This window comes from Streptomyces sp. NPDC104581 (assembly GCF_055583685.1).
On the sequence record NZ_JBVJNN010000009.1, the window covers coordinates 110,933 to 129,865 of the forward strand.

General features: G+C 71.5%; 15 protein-coding genes and 1 pseudogene. 8 read left to right on the forward strand and 8 right to left on the reverse strand.

The genetic code is table 11. The features are described from left to right. The first annotated feature begins 3 nt into the window (after positions 1-3). From ACZ61E_RS10725 to ACZ61E_RS10735, 3 genes and pseudogenes are all read left to right on the forward strand, one after another. Positions 4-1,332 (forward strand): NAD(P)/FAD-dependent oxidoreductase, encoded by a 1,329-nt coding sequence (locus ACZ61E_RS10725; protein WP_469699217.1) that lies wholly within the window; start codon positions 4-6, stop codon positions 1,330-1,332. A gap of 3 nt (positions 1,333-1,335) precedes the next feature. Next, positions 1,336-1,638: a 4a-hydroxytetrahydrobiopterin dehydratase gene (locus tag ACZ61E_RS10730; RefSeq protein ID WP_469699218.1), complete on the forward strand. Its 303-nt coding sequence runs from the start codon at positions 1,336-1,338 to the stop codon at positions 1,636-1,638. Positions 1,639-1,690: 52 nt separating this feature from the next. Beyond that, positions 1,691-2,646: pseudogene (locus ACZ61E_RS10735) on the forward strand (AraC family transcriptional regulator). Positions 2,647-2,655: 9 nt separating this feature from the next. Here ACZ61E_RS10735 and ACZ61E_RS10740 read toward each other — a convergent pair. The 3 genes from ACZ61E_RS10740 to ACZ61E_RS10750 form a co-directional block, all read right to left on the reverse strand. Beyond that, positions 2,656-3,495: an aldo/keto reductase gene (locus tag ACZ61E_RS10740; protein WP_469699219.1), complete on the reverse strand. Its 840-nt coding sequence runs from the start codon at positions 3,493-3,495 to the stop codon at positions 2,656-2,658. Between the two features lie 113 nt (positions 3,496-3,608). Next, entirely contained in the window at positions 3,609-5,408 is a 1,800-nt protein-coding gene (locus ACZ61E_RS10745) for an AMP-dependent synthetase/ligase (protein ID WP_469699220.1), read from the reverse strand. A 296-nt stretch (positions 5,409-5,704) separates the two neighbouring features. Continuing rightward, on the reverse strand, positions 5,705-6,613 hold the full coding sequence (locus tag ACZ61E_RS10750; protein WP_469699221.1) for a LysR substrate-binding domain-containing protein: 909 nt from the start codon (positions 6,611-6,613) through the stop codon (positions 5,705-5,707). 155 nt (positions 6,614-6,768) lie between these two features. On the opposite strand from ACZ61E_RS10750, the gene ACZ61E_RS10755 reads away from it, so the two are divergent. Next, the gene (locus ACZ61E_RS10755) at positions 6,769-7,866 is read left to right on the forward strand and encodes a bile acid:sodium symporter family protein (protein ID WP_469699222.1); all 1,098 of its coding nucleotides are present in this window, start codon (positions 6,769-6,771) and stop codon (positions 7,864-7,866) included. Between the two features lie 231 nt (positions 7,867-8,097). Here ACZ61E_RS10755 and fdhD read toward each other — a convergent pair whose 3' ends face one another. The 5 genes from fdhD to ACZ61E_RS10780 form a co-directional block, all read right to left on the reverse strand. After that, a complete protein-coding gene (gene fdhD, locus ACZ61E_RS10760) occupies positions 8,098-8,937 on the reverse strand; it encodes a formate dehydrogenase accessory sulfurtransferase FdhD (RefSeq protein WP_469699223.1) in 840 nt (279 codons plus the stop codon). A 98-nt stretch (positions 8,938-9,035) separates the two neighbouring features. Continuing rightward, positions 9,036-9,893: a 2Fe-2S iron-sulfur cluster-binding protein gene (locus ACZ61E_RS10765; RefSeq protein WP_469699224.1), complete on the reverse strand. Its 858-nt coding sequence runs from the start codon at positions 9,891-9,893 to the stop codon at positions 9,036-9,038. Then, entirely contained in the window at positions 9,890-11,953 is a 2,064-nt protein-coding gene (locus ACZ61E_RS10770; protein WP_469699225.1) for an NAD(P)H-dependent oxidoreductase subunit E, read from the reverse strand. The genes ACZ61E_RS10765 and ACZ61E_RS10770 overlap by 4 nt, the downstream gene beginning before the upstream one ends. Before the next feature lie 6 nt (positions 11,954-11,959). Next, positions 11,960-13,918, reverse strand: a complete 1,959-nt coding sequence (locus ACZ61E_RS10775) for a molybdopterin oxidoreductase family protein (RefSeq protein ID WP_469699226.1) — start codon at positions 13,916-13,918, stop codon at positions 11,960-11,962. A gap of 193 nt (positions 13,919-14,111) precedes the next feature. Further along, positions 14,112-15,083, reverse strand: coding sequence for a 2-dehydropantoate 2-reductase (locus tag ACZ61E_RS10780; protein ID WP_469699227.1), 972 nt, complete (start codon positions 15,081-15,083; stop codon positions 14,112-14,114). Between the two features lie 188 nt (positions 15,084-15,271). On the opposite strand from ACZ61E_RS10780, the gene ACZ61E_RS10785 reads away from it, so the two are divergent. From ACZ61E_RS10785 to ACZ61E_RS10800, 4 genes are all read left to right on the forward strand, one after another. Beyond that, positions 15,272-16,666: an OFA family MFS transporter gene (locus ACZ61E_RS10785; protein WP_469699228.1), complete on the forward strand. Its 1,395-nt coding sequence runs from the start codon at positions 15,272-15,274 to the stop codon at positions 16,664-16,666. Further along, positions 16,663-16,809, forward strand: a complete 147-nt coding sequence (locus ACZ61E_RS10790; protein ID WP_469699229.1) for an MFS transporter small subunit — start codon at positions 16,663-16,665, stop codon at positions 16,807-16,809. Before ACZ61E_RS10785 ends, ACZ61E_RS10790 begins: the two co-directional genes overlap by 4 nt. A 137-nt stretch (positions 16,810-16,946) precedes the next feature. Further along, positions 16,947-17,894, forward strand: coding sequence for a beta-ketoacyl-ACP synthase III (locus tag ACZ61E_RS10795; RefSeq protein WP_469699230.1), 948 nt, complete (start codon positions 16,947-16,949; stop codon positions 17,892-17,894). Between the two features lie 90 nt (positions 17,895-17,984). Then, positions 17,985-18,668 (forward strand): GntR family transcriptional regulator, encoded by a 684-nt coding sequence (locus ACZ61E_RS10800; RefSeq protein ID WP_469699231.1) that lies wholly within the window; start codon positions 17,985-17,987, stop codon positions 18,666-18,668. Positions 18,669-18,933: the final 265 nt, after the last annotated feature.

The window sequence follows — 18,933 nt, forward strand, 5'->3', positions numbered from 1 at the left end:
AACGTGAGCCGAGCAAGCCGTCCGCGCGTCGTCGTCGTGGGAGCCGGATTCGCCGGGTTCGAGGCCGCCCGTACGCTCTGCCGGAAGCTACGGGACACGGCCGAGGTCGTCCTGCTCAACCCGACCGACTACTTCCTCTACCTCCCGCTCCTGCCCCAGGTCGCCGCCGGGATATTGGAGCCGCGCCGGGTGACCGTCTCCCTGCCGGGGGCGCTTCCCCGCGTACGGGTCGTACTCGGCGAGGCGGACCACGTCGACCTGGCGGAGCGGCTCGTGCGGTACACGGGCCCCGAGGGAGAGCGCGGCGAGCTGGCCTACGACCGGCTCGTCCTCGCCGTCGGCAGCGTCAACAAACTGCTGCCGATCCCCGGCGTGACCGAGAACGCCCACGGCTTCCGGGGACTGCCCGAGGCCCTGTACCTGCGCGACCACGTCACCCGTCAGATAGAACTCGCCGCCGCCGACGACACCGCCGTCAGCGGGGCGCGCACCACCTTCGTGGTGGTCGGCGCGGGCTACACCGGCACCGAGGTCGCCGCGCAGGGCAAGCTCTACACCGACGCCCTGGTACGCAAACAGCCCGGCCGCGGACGCCGCCCCGCCCCGCGCTGGCTCCTCGTCGACATCGCGCCCAGGATCCTGCCCGAACTGGACCCCCGGCTCTCCGCCACCGCCCACCGGGTACTGCGCGCACGGGGCGTGGACGTCCGCACCGGCACATCCGTCACGGAGGCCACCCGGAGGGGCGTCCGGCTCGACGACGGCGAGTTCGTCGGGACACGGACCCTCGTCTGGTGCGTCGGTGTCCGGCCCGACCCCCTGGTCAGCGAGGTCGGGCTGCCCGTCCTGCACGGCAGGCTGCGGGTCGGCCCGCGCCTGGGCGTCCCCGGCCACCCCGAGGTCTTCGCGTGCGGCGACGCCGCCGCCGTACCGGATCTGACCAGACCGGGGCAGTGCACCCCGATGACCGCGCAGCACGCGTCCCGCCAGGGCAGGGTGGCCGGCCACAACGTGGCCGCGTCCCTGGGGCACGGGGAGACGCGCACGTACGCGCACCACGACCTCGGCTTCCTCGTCGACCTCGGCGGGGTCAAGGCCGCCGCCAACCCGCTCGGGGTGCCGCTCTCCGGCCCGCTCGCCGGGGCGGTGACCCGCGGCTACCATCTGGCGGCCATGCCGGGGAACCGGATCCGGGTGGCGGCGGACTGGATACTGGACGCGGTACTGCCCCGGCAGGGCGTACAGCTCGGACTCGTACGCTCCTACACCGTGCCGCTCGACACCGCGTCCCCCGAACTGGCGAGGGTCCCCGGCGGACCCCGTGAGGAGTGACCCATGGCGAAGGACTCCCTGACGTCCCAGGAGATCGACGACCGGCTCAAGGCGCTGCCCGAGTGGTCCGTCGAGGACGGCAAGATCGCCCGCAGCTACCGGCTCGCCGACCACTTCGCGGCGACGGCGATGGTCGTGCACGTCGCGCGGATCCAGGAGGAGCTGAACCACCACTCCGACCTCACCCTCGGCTACAACACCGTCGACCTGGCCGTGAACTCGCACGACGTCGGCGGGATCACGGACCGCGACTTCGATCTGGCCGCCCGGGTCGAGGAGATCGCGCCCACGCACGGCGCGAGCTGAGGCGGGCCCCGCGCCCGCCGGGGCTTACGGGACAGCCCTTAGTCTGGTCGTTGTGGACGCGCTCGCCGGACTTCTCGACGGACCCCGTGCGCGAGGGGCCTTCCTGCTGCGCATGGTGATGGAACCGCCGTGGTCCGTACGGATCGAGGACCACGCGCCGCTCTGTCTGATGTGCGTCACACGCGGTGAGGCATGGCTCGTCCACGACTCGGGCACGGAGCCCGTCGTCCTGCGCCCCGGCGACATCGCGATCGTGCGGGGGCCGCGGGCGTACACCGTCACCGACGCCCCCGGCAGCGCACCGCACGCCCTCATCGGCCCCGGCGGCACCTGCCACACCCTGAGCGGCGAACCGCTCGCCGAGTCCATGAACCTGGGCGTGCGGACGTGGGGCAACGCCTCCAACGGGTCGTCGACCATGCTGGTCGGCACCTACGGGATGGACGGCGAGGTCAGCCGGCGGCTCCTCGACGCGCTGCCCGAGGTGCTCCGGCTGCCCGCCGACGCCTGGGACTGCCCGCTGCCGGCGGTCCTGGACGACGAGATCTCACGCGACGACCCGGTCAGAGCGTCGTCCTCGACCGGGTGCTCGATCTGCTGCTGATCGCCGCGCTGCGGACATGGTTCTCCCGCCCGGACGCGGCGGCACCCGGCTGGTACCGGGCGATGGGCGACCCGGTGGTGGGCAGGGCGCTCCGGCTCCTCCAGGACGCACCGGTCCGTCCCTGGACCGTGGCCTCGCTCGCCGCCGAGTGCGGGGTCTCCCGCGCGGCGCTGGCCCGCCGTTTCACCGCGCTGGTGGGCGAGTCCCCGATGGCGTATCTCACCGACTGGCGGCTCTCGCTGGCCGCCGACCGGCTGCGCGAGACGGACGCCACGGTCGAGTCGATCGCCCGGCAGGTCGGCTACGGCGGCTCGTTCGCGCTGAGCGCCGCCTTCAAGCGGGTACGCGGTATCAGCCCGCAGGAACACCGGACGGGCCGCGTGCCCGGCCCGCCCGGCGACTGAGCCGCGGTCTCAGCCGTCGTAGGTGTCCGGGTCGAAGCCCAGGCGCGTACCGGACTCCAGCGCCGCGAGCGCCGCCAGGTCCTCCGCGTCCAGTTCGAAGCCGGACAGCTCGAAGTTCTCCCTGATCCGGGACGGTGTCACGGACTTGGGAATCACCACGTTGCCCAGCGCCAGGTGCCAGCGCAGCACGACCTGCGCGGCCGTCCGCCCGTGCTTGTGCGCGATCGCCAGCACCGTCGGGACGTCGAGCAGCCCCCTGCCGGAGCCGAGCGGCGACCACGCCTCCGTCACGATGCCGTGTTCCGCGTTGGCCGCGCGGACCCCGGCCTGCTGGAACAGCGGGTGCAGCTCCACCTGGTTGACCGCGGGGACGACCGACGTCTCCGCCAGCAGCCGCCGCAGATGCGCGGGCTGGAAGTTGGACACACCGATCGCCCTCGCGCGGCCCGACCCGGCGATCTCCTCGAACGCGCGCCAGATCGTGAGGTAGTCGTCGCGCACGGCGCGCGGCCAGTGGATCAGATACAGGTCGACATGGTCGAGACCGAGCTTCGACAGGGACGTGTCGAACGCGCGCAGGACCGCGTCCCGCGTCCAGGTCTCCTTCTTGCCGTTCCACAACTTGGTGGTGACGAAGAGGTCTTCGCGGGCGATCCCGGAGGCGCCGATCGCCTTGCCCGTGCCCTCCTCGTTCCGGTAGACAGCCGCCGTGTCGATGCTGCGGTAACCGGCCTCCAGGGCCGTACTCACCGCTCGTGTCGCCTCGTCGTCGGGGACCTGCCAGACGCCGAAGCCCAGTTGGGGCATCTCGACGCCGTTGTTGAGGGTGCGGGAGGGGACCTTGCTCACGTGCGGTCGATCCTTACGTCGTCGGTTGGCTCTCAGGGGCGCAACGAACGCGGGGGCGCCCGCATTCCCGTCTTCCCACCCGTATGTCCGTACGGATTGCGGCCGCGCCCCGGTCAGCGGTAGAGCGCGTCCACCTCGACCGTGTACGCCGTCTCGATCGCCTTGCGCTTCAGCTTCAGAGACGGTGTCAGCAGCCCGTGCTCCTCGCTGAAGGGGTGCGCCAGGATCCGGAACGTACGGATCGACTCGGCCTGCGACACCAGCGTGTTGGCCGCCACCACCGCGCGCCTGACCTCCAGCTCCAGGTCCGGGTCGCGTACCAGGTCCACCGGCCGCAGCGGCGCCCTGCCCCGCATCGCGAGCCAGTGGTCCACGGCCTCCTGGTCGACGGTCACCAGCGCGGCGATGTACGGGCGGTCGTTGCCGACCACGATGCACTGCGCCACCAGCGGGTGGGCCCGTACGCGCTCCTCCAGGCCGGCCGGCGACACGCTCTTGCCGCCCGACGTCACCAGGATCTCCTTCTTCCGCCCGGTGATGGTCAGATAGCCGTCCTCGTCGAGCGAACCGAGATCGCCCGTGGCGAGCCAGCCCTCCCGCAGGACGGTGTCGGTGGCCTTCGGATCGTTCAGATAGCCCGCGAAGACGTGCGCGCCGCGCAGCCACACCTCGCCGTCCTCCGCGATGTGCACCGTCGTCCCCGGAATGGGCAGGCCGACCGTCCCGTACCGGGTGCGCTCCGGCGGGTTGGCCGTCGCCGCCGCGCTGGACTCCGTCAGGCCGTACCCCTCGAAGACCGTCACACCGGCGCCCTCGAAGAACAGGCCGAGCCGCCGGTCCATGCCCGAGCCGCCCGACATCGCGTGCCGCACCCTGCCGCCCATCGCGGCGCGCACCTTGGAGTACACGGCCTTCTCGAAGAACTGGTGCTGGATCCGCAGCGCCGCCGACGGGCCGGGACCGATCCCGAACGCCCTGTGCTCCATCGCCTCCGCGTGTCTGACCGCCACGTCGACGGCCTTGTCGAAGGGCCCCGTCCTCCCCTCGCGCTCCGCCCTGCGGCGCGCGGCGTGGAAGATCTTCTCGAAGATGTACGGCACGGCCAGGATGAAGCTCGGCCGGAACGCGGCCAGATCCGGCAGCAGTTCGCCCGCCCGCATCACCGGCTGGTGGCCGAGCTTGACCCGGCCCCGGATCGCGGCGATCTCGACCATGCGGCCGAAGACGTGCGCCAGGGGCAGGAAGAGGAGTGTCGACGCCTCGTCACCGCGCTTGGAGTGGAAGACCGGCTCCCAGCGGGCGATCATCGTGTCCGTCTCGAACATGAAGTTCGCGTGCGTGATCACACAGCCCTTGGGGCGGCCGGTGGTGCCCGAGGTGTAGATGACCGTGGCCGTCGAGTCGGGTGTCACCGCGCGGCGGTGCCGGTGCACCACGTCGTCGTCGATGTCGGCGCCGGCGGCGTTCAGTTCGGCGACCGCGCCCGCGTCGAGCTGCCACAGCCGCTTCAGCCGGGGGAGCCGGTCGATCACCGAGCCGACGGTCATCGCGTGGTCCTCGTGCTCGACCACGCAGGCCGACACCCCGGCGTCGTACAGCATCCAGAAGACCTGCTCGGCGGAGGACGTCGGGTAGACAGGCACGGAGTGGGCGCCGACCGACCACAGCGCGAAGTCGAAGACCGTCCACTCGTACCGGGTGCGGCTCATGATCGCGACACGGTCGCCGAACCGGACGCCGTGTGCCAGCAGCCCCTTCGCCAGGGCCAGCACCTCGTCACGGAACTCGGCCGAGGTCACGTTCCGCCAGGTGCCGCCGGGGTCCTTGCGGCCGAGCGCGACCCGGTCGGGACCGTCCAGCGCATGATCGAATACGGCGTCCGCCAGCCCGCCCACAGGGGGCGCGGACGCCATGGGTCGGACAGTGAACTCGCGCAATGACCTGCTCCTTGTGGCGCTCCGCACGGCGCCGTGACGCTACCCCAAGGGGAGGTCCGGCGGGAGGGAGCGGACGGAAGTGGTGTCTTGCCGTATCGCACCAGGTCAGAGGCGTGGAGGAGGCTCCGGGGAACGGTGCCGGGCGGTCTTCTGACCGTAGAGTAAGTGTGCTTGGGGGGAATCTCCACCGAATCTGTACGGTGCGCTTACCGTCCACGCTGGACGGAGCGGGCTTGGCCTGTACCAGCGCCTCGATATGGCGGGTTCTCGCCTCAGCGCGCGCCGGCGGGGCGGTGCAGCCGGTCGCCGCCCGCCAGGATGGCGGCGGCGAGCGCGTCCGCCGGGCTCCGGCCGGGGACGCCCGGGGCGCCCGCCCGCCGCCCGTGCCCGCCGCGCCCTCCGTGCAGCAGCACGAAGTCCACATCGCCCAGCTCCGGCAGCGCCGCCCGGGCCGGCACCGGCACCAGCCCGGGCGGGACCAGGCCACGGGTGTGGGCCATCACGCCGAGCCCCGCACGGGCCGCCGCGACCAGACCGCTCAGGCTGGCGCTCGTGCACGCGACGCGCCACGCGCGGCCGTCGGCCTCCAGCACCTCCAGCGCGCGGGCGCGCGTGATGCCGGGCGCCGGGAACAGGATCAGCGGCACCGGACGCTCGGGGTCGATCCGCAGCCTCGGCGCCCCGATCCAGGTCAGCGAGGACTGCCACACCAGCTCGCCGTGGGTGTCCCCGCTCCGGCGCTTGGCCAGCACCAGATCCAGCTCACCGGCCGCCAGCCGCTCGTGGAGCGTGCCGGAGAGCTCCACGGTCAGCTCCAGATCGACCTCGGGGTGGTCGGTGCGGAACGACTCCAGGATCTCGGGCAGCCGCGTCAGCACGAAGTCCTCGGACACGCCGAAGCGGAGCCTGCCCCGCAGGCGGGTCCCGGAGAAGTACGCCGACGCCCGCTCGTGGGCGGCGAGGATCGTACGGGCGAAGCCGAGCATGGCCTCGCCGTCCTCGGTCAGCTCCACGCTGTGCGTGTCCCGCGTGAACAGCTGCCGGTCCCCGGCCGCCGCCTCCAGCCGCCGTACGTGCTGGCTGACCGTCGACTGCCGTACGTCGAGCCGCCGGGCGGCCTGTGTGAAGCTCAGCGTCTGTGCCACGGCCAGGAAGGTGCGGAGCTGGGCGGGGTCGTACATGCGGACCAGGGTAGCCCTCGTCATCGCGGAACGTGATGACAGTCAGAGCCGTATGCGGGATTCCCGATCAAGCCCGGACCCTGGACGATGGAGAGCGCGCGATCCGTCCCGGAGCCCGGGCGAGATCCAGAGCACGGCAAGAACCAGTGGAGCACATGAACCGCCGCACCTCGTCCCCCCGTCCGCGCCCCTCCCGCCGTCGCCCGGCCCCCGACTCGTCACCGCGCCCGGGGTGGCGCCGGTTCGCCCGGCCGCCGGTAGACCCGTACATCCTCGCCCTCCTCGGCACGGTCGCCCTCGCGGCGCTGCTGCCCGCCTCCGGCAAGGCCGCGGACGTCGCCGGCGGGGCGACGACCGGCGCGGTCGCGCTTCTCTTCTTCCTGTACGGCGCCCGGCTCTCCACCCGTGAGGCGCTGGACGGCCTCAAGAGCTGGCGGCTCCATCTGACCGTCCTGGGCTGCACGTTCCTGGTGTTCCCACTGCTGGGGCTGGCCGCGCGGGGGCTGGTGCCGTTCGCCTTGACGCCGGAGCTCTACAGCGGGCTGCTCTTCCTGTGCCTGGTGCCCTCGACGATCCAGTCGTCCATCGCCTTCACCTCCATGGCACGAGGCAACGTCCCCGCGGCGATCTGCGCCGGGTCCTTCTCCAGCATCGCGGGCATCGTCGTGACACCGCTGCTCGCCGCGCTGCTGCTCGGCGGGGGCGGTGCCGGGTTCTCGCCCGACTCACTGCTGCGGATCGTCGCGCAGCTGCTGCTGCCCTTCGTGGCGGGGCAGTTGCTGCGCCGCTGGGTCGGCGGGTTCCTCACCCGTCACCGCACGCTGCTGGGCCGGGTCGACCGCGGTTCCATCCTGCTCGTCGTCTACACGGCCTTCAGCCAGGGCATGGTCGCCGGAGTCTGGAACCGGGTGACTCCGGGGCGGCTCGGCGCGCTGTTCGCGGTCGAGGTGGTGCTGCTCGCGGCGATGCTCACGATCAGCTGGTACGGGGCGCGCCGGCTGGGCTTCGGCCGGGCCGACCAAGTGGCGATCCAGTTCGCCGGGTCGAAGAAGAGCCTGGCGGCCGGGCTGCCGATGGCGAGCGTGCTGTTCGGCGCGCAGGCCAGCCTGGCGGTGCTGCCGCTGATGCTGTTCCACATGCTGCAACTGGTGGTCTGCGCGATGATCGCGAAGCGCCGCTCCCGCGACCCTCTCCCCGACGCACCACCGCCCGCCACCCCGTCCCCGGACCGCCCGACCCCGGTCAACGCCTGAGTGTCGGGTCAGTCCCCGGCGAGTGAGCCGAAGGGTGCGCCGCTGTCGAAAGGGAGAGCGCGCGGAGGCCGCGAGGAACGAGGGGGTGAGCACGGTCGACCGTCGACAGGGGCTCAGAGCGCCCGGAGGCGAACCGAGCCCCAAAACAACAAGGAGGGACCCCGGCCGGCGCAGGGGGCGCTCCCCGCCGGCCGGGGCCATGTCCCGTGTATCCCGTGTCGCGGCGGCGCCTCACACCTCGCTGTGGAGGGCGATGCGCTCGTCGCCGGCATACACGTTCATGGAGGGGCCGCGGAGGAAGCCGACGAGGGTCAGCCCGGTCTCCGCGGCGAGGTCGACGGCGAGTGACGACGGTGCGGAGACCGCCGCCAGGACCGGAATACCGGCCATCACCGCCTTCTGGGCGAGTTCGAAGGACGCCCTGCCCGACACCAGCAGGATCACCCGTGACAGGGGCAGCAGACCTTGCTGGAGGGCCCGGCCGACGAGCTTGTCGACCGCGTTGTGGCGGCCCACGTCCTCCCGGATGTCGAGGAGTTCCCCGTCCTCGGAGAAGAGGGCCGCCGCGTGCAGACCCCCGGTCCGGTCGAAGACCCGCTGTGCCTCCCGCAACCGGTCGGGGAGGACGGAGAGCAGAGCGGGTTCGACGCGGACCGGGGGAGTGTCGGCGATCGGGAAGCGCGCCGTGGTGCGTACGGCGTCGAGGCTGGCCTTGCCGCACAGGCCGCACGAGGACGTGGTGTAGACGTTGCGTTCCAGCGTGATGTCCGGCACCTCGACACCGGGTGCGAGCTGGACGTCCACCACGTTGTACGTGTTCCCGCCGTCGTCCGTCGCTCCCGCGCAGTACACGATCGACCGGATGTCGTCGGCCGAGCCGAGGACGCCCTCGCTGACCAGGAACCCGGCGGCCAGCGCGAAGTCGTCGCCCGGGGTGCGCATGGTGATGGCGAGCGGCTTGCCGTTCAGCCGGATCTCCATGGGCTCCTCGGCGACCAGGGTGTCCGGACGGGTGGAGACAGCCCCGTCCCTGATGCGGATGGTGCGGCGGCGCTCGGTGACGCGTCCCACGGTGATCCTCCCCTTTCTCGCTCGGTCGGACGCCGCTCCGGCCCGCTCGTGTTCGCGGCGCGGTCGGTGCGGTCGGTGCCGGGGCACCGCCGCTGCCGTCAGCGCTGCTGCGCGTGCTGGTAGCCGAAGCGGCCCTTGATGCACAGGTTGCCGTGGGTCACCGGGTTGTCGTGCGGTGAGGTGACCTTGACGATCTCATTGTCCTGCACGTGCAGCGTGAGGTTGCAGCCGACGCCGCAGTACGCGCAGATCGTCGTGGTCTCCGTCTGCGCCGACTCGTCCCAGGTACCCGCCTGGCGCATGTCGAACTCCGACTTGAAGCTGAGCGCGCCCGTCGGGCAGACCTCGATGCAGTTGCCGCAGTAGACGCACGCCGACTCGGGCAGCGCCACGGCGTGCTCCGTGGAGATGCGGGCGTCGAAGCCGCGTCCGGCGACGGAGATGGCGAAGGTGTTCTGCCACTGGTCGCCGCACGCGTCCACGCACTTGTAGCAGAGGATGCACTTGTCGAGGTCGCGGACGTAGAGATCGTTGTCGATCTTCGGCGTCTCGTTGACGCGGGCCGCGTCGGGCCCGAACCGGTCGGGCTTCGCCTCGTACTCCTTGATCCATTCGGCCGCGCGCGGTGTCGTGGACAGGTCGGTCGACGACGCGAGCAGTTCCAGGACCACCTTGCGGCTGGTCCGGGCGCGCTCGGAGTCCGTGCTGACCTTCATCCCCGCCTCGGCCCGGCGTGAGCAGGCCGGCGCCAGCGTACGGGCGCCCTCGACCTCCACGACGCAGACCCGGCACGCGTTCTTCGGCGTGAGCGTGTCGCCCTCGCAGAGCGTCGGGATGTCCTTGCCCGCGGCCCGGCAGGCGTCCAGGATCGTGGAGCCCTCGGGGACCCGGGTGGGCTCGCCGTCCAGAGTGAACTCAAGCAGGCGGCGCGGCAGTTGAAGCGGGACAACGGTCACTTGAAAGCCCCCAGACGGTCGATGGCGGATTCGACGGCGTTCCACGCGGTCTGTCCGAGACCGCAGATGGAGGCGTCGCGCATGGTCTGACCGACCTCGCGCAGCAGCGCGACGTCGTCCGACGCGGCGGCGCCCGTACGGTCCTTGATGCGGTGCAGTGCCTCTTCCTGGCGGACGGTGCCGACCCGGCAGGGCACGCACTGGCCGCAGGACTCGTCGCGGAAGAACTCGGCGATGCGCAGCAGTGTCCTGGGCAGCCCGACGGTGTCGTCCATGACGAGGACCACGCCGGAACCGAGGGTGGTGCCGGCTGCCCTGGTGCCCTCGAAGGTGAGCGGGATGTCCCGCTCGTCGGGCCGTACGAAGCCGCCGGCCGCGCCGCCGAGCAGGATCGCCCTGATCTCGGTCGGTGTGCCGGCGAGGTCGAGCAGTTCGCCGAGCGTGGCGCCGAAGGGCAGTTCGTAGATGCCGGGCCGCTCGACGTTGCCCGAGACGCAGAAGAGTTTCGGCCCGGTGGAGTTCTCGGTGCCGATCGCCGCGTACGCCTCGGCGCCCATCGTCAGGATGGGCAGCACGTTGATCAGTGTCTCGACGTTGTTGGCGGCCGTCGGCTTGCCGAACAGCCCCTTCTCCACCGGGAACGGCGGCTTCGAGCGCGGTTCCCCGCGGAAGCCCTCGATCGAGTTGAAGAGGGCCGTCTCCTCGCCGCAGATGTACGCGCCGGCGCCGCGGCGTATCTCGATGTCGAAGGCGTAGCCCTGGCCGAGGACGTCGTCACCGAGGAATCCGCGCAGCCGGGCCTGGGTGAGGGCGTTCTCCAGACGGTGCAGGGCGCGCGGGTACTCGCCGCGCAGATAGAGGTAGCCGACATGGGCGCCGGTGGCGTAACCGGCGATCGTCATGGCCTCGATCAGGGCGAACGGGTCGCCCTCCATGATGACCCGGTCCTTGAAGGTGCCGGGCTCCGATTCGTCGGCGTTGCAGACCAGATAGTGCGGCCGGTCCGGCTGGGACGCGGTGGCCTGCCATTTGCGCCCGGTGGGGAAGGCCGCGCCGCCCCGGCCGACCAGTCCGGAGTCGGTGACCTCCCGGAGCACTCCGGCCGGGCCGATGTCGAACGCCCGCCGCAGCGCGGCGTATCCGCCGTGCGACCGGTAGTCGTCGATGCTGGCCGGGTCGACGACGCCGACCCGTCGGAGCAGCAGCAGGCCCTCCTGCCCGGCCTGCGGTACGGCCATGGCGGCCGGCGGCTCCGCGGGGGCGTCCTCGGGGGCGGTGGCGGCGTCGAGAAGCGTGTCGACCGTGGCGGGCGCGATCACCGCGAACGCCTGCCGCCGGGGGGCGGGTTCGGCGGACGAGCCGTTGGCGTGCGCGCGCGGCGGTGTGACCACCGCGCCCTGGGGCCCGTCCGCCGTGCCGGGATCCGACCCGACGGAGGTGACGTGGGCGCCGGCCACCGTCCGGGCGGACTCGTCCGTCCCGTTCGTGCCGCCGGTCCGCTCCGGGGCGGCGGTGTTCCTCAGCCGGGGGTCCCGCTGGGCGGGCACGGTGTCGTGCGGGGTGCCCGCCTGCAACAGCAGGGCCGCCGGGGCCCGTTCGCACAGTCCGAGACAGGGGCTCGACTGCCAGGTCACGCCGTCGGAGGCCGAGCCCGCCGCGCCCATCCGTTCCTCCAGCTCCGCGCAGAGCTTCGCGGAGCCGTTGCCCGCGCACGCCAGGTCGGTGCAGACGTGCAGCACCTTCGCGGGGCGGGGCTTGAGCGCGAACATCGCGTAGAACGTGGCCACGCCGTACGCCTCCGCCGGCGGCACGGTGAGCCGCCGGCACAGGTAGGCGAGCGCGCCCTCGCTGATCCAGCCCACGCGGTCGTTGACGGCGTGCAACCCCGGCAACAGCAGGTCGCGCCGTTCGCGTGCCTCGCGACCGCCGCGGGCCCAGCGCAGATCCACGTCCGAGCGGTCGGCCGCGCCTTCCCACGCCGACGTCGGGGGGCCGAGCAGCGAGTCGACCGCCGCGCGCTCCTCGTCCGTCGGTTCGCCGTCACCGAAGTGCAGGTCCACTGATTCTCAGCTCCTCACTGCTGTCGACGGCATCTCCGTCACGTCGGCGGGCAACTTCTCGATCCGGATGGCCGACGCCTTGAACTCGGCGGTGCCGGCGATGGGGCAGTTCGCCTCGATCGTCAGCTGGTTGGTGTCCACCTCGTCCGGGAAGTGCATCGTCATGAAGGCCAGTCCGGGACGCAGCCCGCGGTCGATCCACACCGGCGCCCTTACCGTGCCGCGCCGTGAGGAGATCTGGACCTCCTCGCCGACCTCGACCCCGTACAGCCGCGCGTCCTCCGGGCACAGCTCCAGATACTCGCCGCGGCGCAGCGGGGAGGCGAAACTCCCGCTCTGCACACCGGTGTTGTAGGAGTCGAGTCGGCGTCCCGTGGTGAGCCTGATCGGGTACTGATCGTCCGTCAGGTCAACCGGCGGGTCGTGCTTCACGATGCCGAACGGGGCGAGCCTGCCGCGCTTGGCCGGGTCCGCGTCCCACAACCTGCCGTGCAGATAGGTGGGTTCGATGCGCTCGGTGTCGGGGCACGGCCACTGGATGCCCTGGTGCTCGGCCAGCCGGTCGTACGTCATCCCGAAGTGGTCGGGGGACAGGGCGCGCAGCTCGTTCCAGACGGTCTCCGCGTCCGCGAACTTCCACGGGTGACCGAGCCGTTCGGCGATCTCGCAGATGATCTCGATGTCCTCGCGCGCCTCGCCCGGGGGGTCGAGCGCCTTGCGTACGCGCTGGACCCGGCGTTCGCTGTTGGTGGTGGTGCCGTCGGTCTCGCACCAGGCGGCGGTGGCGGGCAGGACCACGTCCGCCAGCTCGGCCGTCCTGGTGAGGAAGATGTCCTGCACCACCAGGAAGTCGAGAGCCTTCAGCCGGGTCACGGCCTGCTCGCTGTCGGCCTCGGACTGTGCCGGGTTCTCGCCGATGCAGTAGACGGCCCGGAGGTCGCCGGTCTCCATCGCCTCGAACATGTCGGTCAGGTTGAGGCCGTAGTGGGGCTGGATCACGGTGTCCCACGCGGTCTCGAACTTCTGCCGCACGTCCGGCTCCAGGATGTCCTGGAAGCCCGGCAGCCGGTTGGGGATGGCCCCCATGTCGCCGCCGCCCTGCACGTTGTTCTGGCCGCGCAGGGGCTGGACCCCGGAGCCGTACCGTCCGACGTGCCCGGTGAGCAGCGACAGGTTGATCAGAGCCCGCACGTTGTCGGTGCCGTTGTGGTGCTCGGTGATGCCGAGCGTCCAGCACAACTGGGCGCGCTCGGCGCGGGCGTAGGCGTGGGCGAGGTCGCGGATGGCCTCGGCGGGTACGCCCGTCACCTTCTCGGCCACGGTGAGGGTCCACGGCTCGACCTCGGCCGCGTACTCCTCGAAACCGGTGGTCGCCTGCTCGATGAACTGCTTGTTGTGCAGGCCCGCGTGGATGATCTCGCGGCCGACGGCGTGGGCGAGCGGGATGTCCGTGCCGACGTTGAGACCCAGCCAGCTCTCGGCCCACTCGGCCGTGCTGGTGCGGCGGGGGTCGACGGCGTACATCCGCGCGCCGTTCCTGATGCCGCGCAGGACGTGCTGGAAGAAGATCGGGTGCGCGAAGCGGGCGTTGGAGCCCCACATCACGATCAGATCGGTCTGCTCGACCTCCCCGTACGAGGAGGTGCCGCCGCCGGAACCGAAGGCCGCCGAGAGCCCGGCGACGCTCGGCGCGTGACAGGTCCGATTGCAGGAGTCGACGTTGTTGGTGCCCATCACCACGCGTGCGAACTTCTGCGCGACGTAGTTCATCTCGTTCGTGGCACGGGCGCACGAGAACATGCCGAACGCGCCGTGTGCGGCGCCCAGTCCCTCGGCCGCCCGGTCAAGTGCCTCTTCCCAGGTCGCCCGCCGGAACGGGCCGCCCTTCTCGTCCCGCACGAGCGGGTATTCGAGCCTGGCATACGTCTTCGGCGTGCGATCCCGCCTTCTTGCGCTGCTTTTCACGCTGCGCTCCCTCATGAGTCATGGCTTGTGGCCGCGCCATTGCATACAGTATCCCGATGGGTCGTGGGAAGCGGAAGCCTTGCGCAGGGGTTTTGTGCGGGGCCGGGGGAGCCGGGTCCGCCCGGCGGGCCGGCGCGTCCCCGCCCGCCGGACGGGCCCGGTCGTGCCCGTCCGGCGAGGGGGACCCCTGGGGCTACGCGGCCGCGCCCCGGGCCAGCAGGTCGGAGATGGCGTCGACCGTGCGGAGCGTCGGCACCTCGACCCCGCACATGGCGGCCAGTTCGACGACGGCCGCGAGCAGCACGTCCAGCTCCATCGGCTTCCCCTTCTCCAGGTCCTGGAGAGTGGAGGTCCGGTGGTCGCCGACCCGTTCGGCGCCGGCCAGCCGGCGTTCGACGGAGATGTCGGGGTGGCAGCCGAGCGCCTCGGCGACCAGGAGCGTCTCGCGCATCATCAGTTCGATGACGTCACGGGTCGTTTGGTGCAGGCACATCTCCCGCATCGTGGCGCGGGTCAGCGCGCTTATCGGGTTGAAGGAGATGTTGCCGAGGAGTTTGATCCAGATCTCGTCGCGCAGTTCGGCCTCGACCGGACACTTGAGCCCGCCCGCCCGCATGGCCTCGCCGAACTCCTTGGTCCGTGGCGAGAGCGACCTGTCCGGCTCCCCGATGGAGAACCGGGTGCCTTCCAGGTGCCGTACGACGCCCGGCCCCGCCAGCTCCGTCGCCGCGTAGACGACGCAGCCGATGGCGCGCTCCGGCGGCAGGACGGCGCTGACCGAGCCGCCGGGGTCCACGCTCTCTATCCGGCGGCCGTCGTGCGGGCCGCCGTGGCGGTGGAAGTACCACCAGGGGATGCCGTTCTGGGCGGCGACGACCGCCGTGCGGTCCTGGAGCAGAGGCGCGATCAGCGGCCCGCACGCCGCGTACGAATTCGCCTTCAGGCCCAGGAACACATAGTCGACCGGCCCGATGTCGGCCGGCTGATCGGTGGCGTGCACCCGCGCGGTCCAATCGCCGCGCGGGCTGTACACCCGGACTCCGTGCTGCCTCATGGCCGCCAGATGCGGTCCACGGGCGATGAGATGGACTTCGGCGCCTGCGCGATCGAGCGCGGCGCCGACATAGGCGCCGATCGCTCCGGCACCGACGACTGCGACTTTCACCGTGGGGCTCTCCGTTCGCTTTGAGGGTGTTGAGAGAAGCGAGGAAAGGGGCACACTTTGCCGACGATATATTGTCTACAGTATGGAATAAGGGTCGACAAGACTTCTGTCGCCGGGTGTGCGGCCCACGTGAACAACGGGTCAAAGATCTTCCCAAACGGTCGGCACGGTTCCTAGAGTTCGCGACCATGACCCCACCACTCGCCCCGGTCGGCTGGAGCCGCTGGCTGGTACCCCCCGCAGCGCTCTCGGTGCACCTCTCGATCGGACAGGCCTACGCCTGGAGCGTCTTCAAGCCCCCGCTGGAATCCGCTCTCGACCTCTCCGGCACCCAGAGCGCCCTCCCCTTCCAGCTGGGCATCGTGATGCTCGGCCTCTCCGCCGCCTTCGGCGGCACCCTCGTCGAACGCAACGGCCCGCGCTGGGCTATGACCGTCGCGCTCGTCTGCTTCTCGTCCGGCTTCCTGATCTCCGCGCTCGGCGCCGCCACCGAGCAGTTCTGGCTGATCGTCTTCGGCTACGGCTTCGTCGGCGGCATCGGACTGGGCATCGGCTACATCTCGCCGGTCTCGACACTGATCAAGTGGTTCCCCGACCGGCCCGGGATGGCCACCGGCATCGCGATCATGGGCTTCGGCGGCGGCGCGCTCATCGCCTCGCCCTGGTCCGCGCAGATGCTGGAGTCGTTCGGGTCCACCGGCGACGGCATCGCCAAGGCGTTCCTCGTGCACGGCCTGGTCTACGCCGTGTTCATGCTGCTCGGTGTCCTGCTGATCCGTGTACCGCGCCCGGACGCGGCGCCCGGGGCGGCGGCCCCCGCGTCGGCCCTGATCACCACCGCGCAGGTCTCCGCCAAGTCCGCCGTCCGCACACCGCAGTTCTGGCTGCTGTGGATCGTCCTGTGCATGAACGTCACCGCGGGCATCGGCATCCTGGAGAAGGCCGCCCCGATGATCACCGACTTCTTCTCCGACACCGACACCCCGGTCTCCGTCTCGGCCGCGGCCGGATTCGTCGCCCTGCTGTCGGCGGCCAACATGGCCGGCCGTATCGGCTGGTCCTCCACCTCCGACGTGATCGGCCGGAAGAACACCTACCGCCTCTATCTGGGCGTCGGCGCCCTGATGTATCTGCTGATCGCGCAGTTCGGCGACGCGTCCAAACCGCTCTTCATCATCTGCGCGCTGGTCATCCTCTCCTTCTACGGAGGCGGCTTCGCCACCGTCCCCGCCTATCTGAAGGACCTGTTCGGCACCTACCAGGTGGGCGCGATCCACGGACGGCTGCTCACCGCGTGGTCCGCGGCCGGCGTGCTCGGCCCGCTCATCGTCAACCGGGTCGCCGACAGCCAGGAGGAGGCGGGCAAGAGCGGCCCCGGTCTCTACGGGCTCTCCCTGACCATCATGATCGGGCTGCTCGTCGTCGGGTTCGTGGCCAACGAGCTGGTCCGGCCCGTCCACCCGCGCCACCACCGGCCCGCGGACACCGCCGGGCCCGGGGGCATTCCCGCGCCCGCGTCCGAGGGCGACGCCGCCGCGAAGTCCCAGGCACCGTCCGGAACCAACGAAGGAGGCCCCCGATGACCACAGCACCGGAGAGCGGGAGCGCGGTGCCCGGGCCCCGGCGGACCGCGCTGATCGTCTTCGCCTGGATCTGGGTGGGCGTCCCCCTCGCGTACGGTCTGTACGAACTGGTCCGCAAGGCCACCCAGCTGTTCACCGGGTGAGGCCCGCGGGCGCCGCCCGATGATCCGGAGTCTCCAAGAGGAGGCGGGGAATCCTGTTGGGTCACCTGCCCCCTTACTCGTGAGTCGCTGACGAGACTGGTGATCTCCTGACGTCGACCGAAGAGGGGGTCCCGGGCATGACCGGCACTCGTATCGCCGCGCTCGGGCACTACCAGCCCGCCAAGGTGCTCACCAACGACGACCTGGCGGGCATGGTCGACACCAGTGATGAGTGGATCAGGAGCCGGGTCGGCATCAAGACCCGGCACGTGGGCGGTCCCGACGAGTCCGTGGACGAACTGGCGGCGCACGCGGCGGCGAAGGCCCTCGCCGCCGCCGGGCTGGCCCCCGCCGACATCGACCTGGTGCTGGTCGCCACGTCCACGGCGATCGACCGGTCGCCGAACATGGCGGCGCGCGTCGCCGCCCGCCTCTCCATGGGCTCACCCGCCGTGATGGACCTCAACGTGGTCTGCGCGGGCTTCACCCACGCGCTCGCCACCGCCGACCACGCCGTACGGGCGGGCGCGGCGGCCCGCGCGCTGGTCATCGGGGCCGACAAGATGGCCGACATCGCCGACTGGACCGACCGCTCCACCTGCGTCCTGCTCGGTGACGGCGCGGGCGCGGCGGTCGTCGAGGCCGTCCGGCCGGGCGAGGAGCCGGGCGTCGGCCCGGTGCTGTGGGGCTCGGTGCCCGAGATGGGCAACGCCGTACGGATCGAGGGCACCCCGCCGCGCTTCGCGCAGGAGGGCCAGTCCGTCTACCGGTGGGCCACCACCCAGCTGCCGCCGATCGCCCGTGAGGTCTGTGAACGGGCCGGCATCCGCCCCGAGGACCTGGCCGCCGTCGTACTGCACCAGGCGAACCTGCGGATCATCGAGCCCGTCGCCCAGAAGATCGGCGCGGTCAACGCGGTCATCGCCCGCGACGTGGTGGACTCCGGCAACACCTCGGCCGCGTCCATCCCGATGGCGCTGTCCAAGCTGGTGGAGCGCGGCGAGGTGGAATCCGGCGCCCCGGCGCTGCTTTTCGGCTTTGGCGGAAATCTCTCTTACGCCGGGCAGGTCATCCGCTGCCCCTGACCGCTACGGTTCTCGGTAGACTGTAGACGATAGCCAATCGTCGTGCCGTTGCCGCGCCCGCTGCCGTAGCCGGCCAGGATGGGGGACCGCATGTTGTCCGCAGGACTGCCACAGGGCTCCGTGCCCAAGCTCGAACGCCCCGGCCCGCTGCGCGAGCGCGTCTACGAGGCGCTCCTAGAACTGATCACCGTGCGCTCCCTGAGGCCCGGTCAGCATCTGGTCGAGAGCGAACTCGCCGGGCACCTCGGGGTCTCCCGCCAGCCTGTACGCGAGGCGCTCCAGCGCCTCAACACCGAGGGCTGGGTCGATCTCAGGCCCGCCCAGGGCGCGTTCGTGCACGAGCCGACCGAGGCGGAGGCGGACCAGCTCCTCTCGGTCCGTACGCTCCTGGAGGCCGAGGCCGCGAGGCTCGCCGCCGCGAACTCGGGTTCGGCGGGGATCGCCGCGCTGGAGGCGCTCTGCGTCAAGGGTGAGCGGTCGGTGGCCGACGACGACGTGGAACTCACCGTCGCGACGAACGCGGCCTTCCACGCGAAGGTGATGGAACTGGCGGGCAACGTCGTCCTGGCGGAGCTGGCCGCGCGGGTGGACCGGCGGGTGCGCTGGTACTACGCGCCCGTGGCGCGGCAGCGCGGCAAGCAGTCGTGGATCGAGCACCGGGCCCTGATCGCGGCGATCTCCGCGCGGGACGAGGAGGCCGCGACGGCGGTCATGCGCTCCCACACGGAGCAGACCCGTACCACGTACCACCACCGCGGGGACGCCGCGGTCTGACCACTCCACACGGGCCGGGAGCGGCCCGTACGATCAGCGGCAAGGCGCCTCCGGCGGGACGCGGGGGCGCCTTCGTCATGCGCCGGACCGGATCGCCGGGGACGCCGCGAACCGCCCCCGGCGGCTCCGCGCACGCCCCGTCCCCGCGGGCCGCGAAACGCCTTTGTCCTGACTGTGGAGAAAGTTGGGGGCGATTCCTGCGCAACTTCTTCCCACTCGGGGAAAGCGCTGCTACGTTCCCCTCGAAAGCCCGTCGAAACGACAA

Coding starts and splice junctions, on each gene's coding strand:
- ACZ61E_RS10730 (WP_469699218.1), top strand. CDS start 1,336: ATGGCGAAGGACTCCCTGACGTCCCAGGAGATCGACGACCGGCTCAAG.
- ACZ61E_RS10745 (WP_469699220.1), bottom strand. CDS start 5,408: ATGGCGTCCGCGCCCCCTGTGGGCGGGCTGGCGGACGCCGTATTCGAT.
- ACZ61E_RS10750 (WP_469699221.1), bottom strand. CDS start 6,613: ATGTACGACCCCGCCCAGCTCCGCACCTTCCTGGCCGTGGCACAGACG.
- ACZ61E_RS10755 (WP_469699222.1), top strand. CDS start 6,769: ATGAACCGCCGCACCTCGTCCCCCCGTCCGCGCCCCTCCCGCCGTCGC.
- ACZ61E_RS10785 (WP_469699228.1), top strand. CDS start 15,272: ATGACCCCACCACTCGCCCCGGTCGGCTGGAGCCGCTGGCTGGTACCC.
- ACZ61E_RS10790 (WP_469699229.1), top strand. CDS start 16,663: ATGACCACAGCACCGGAGAGCGGGAGCGCGGTGCCCGGGCCCCGGCGG.
- ACZ61E_RS10795 (WP_469699230.1), top strand. CDS start 16,947: ATGACCGGCACTCGTATCGCCGCGCTCGGGCACTACCAGCCCGCCAAG.
- ACZ61E_RS10800 (WP_469699231.1), top strand. CDS start 17,985: ATGTTGTCCGCAGGACTGCCACAGGGCTCCGTGCCCAAGCTCGAACGC.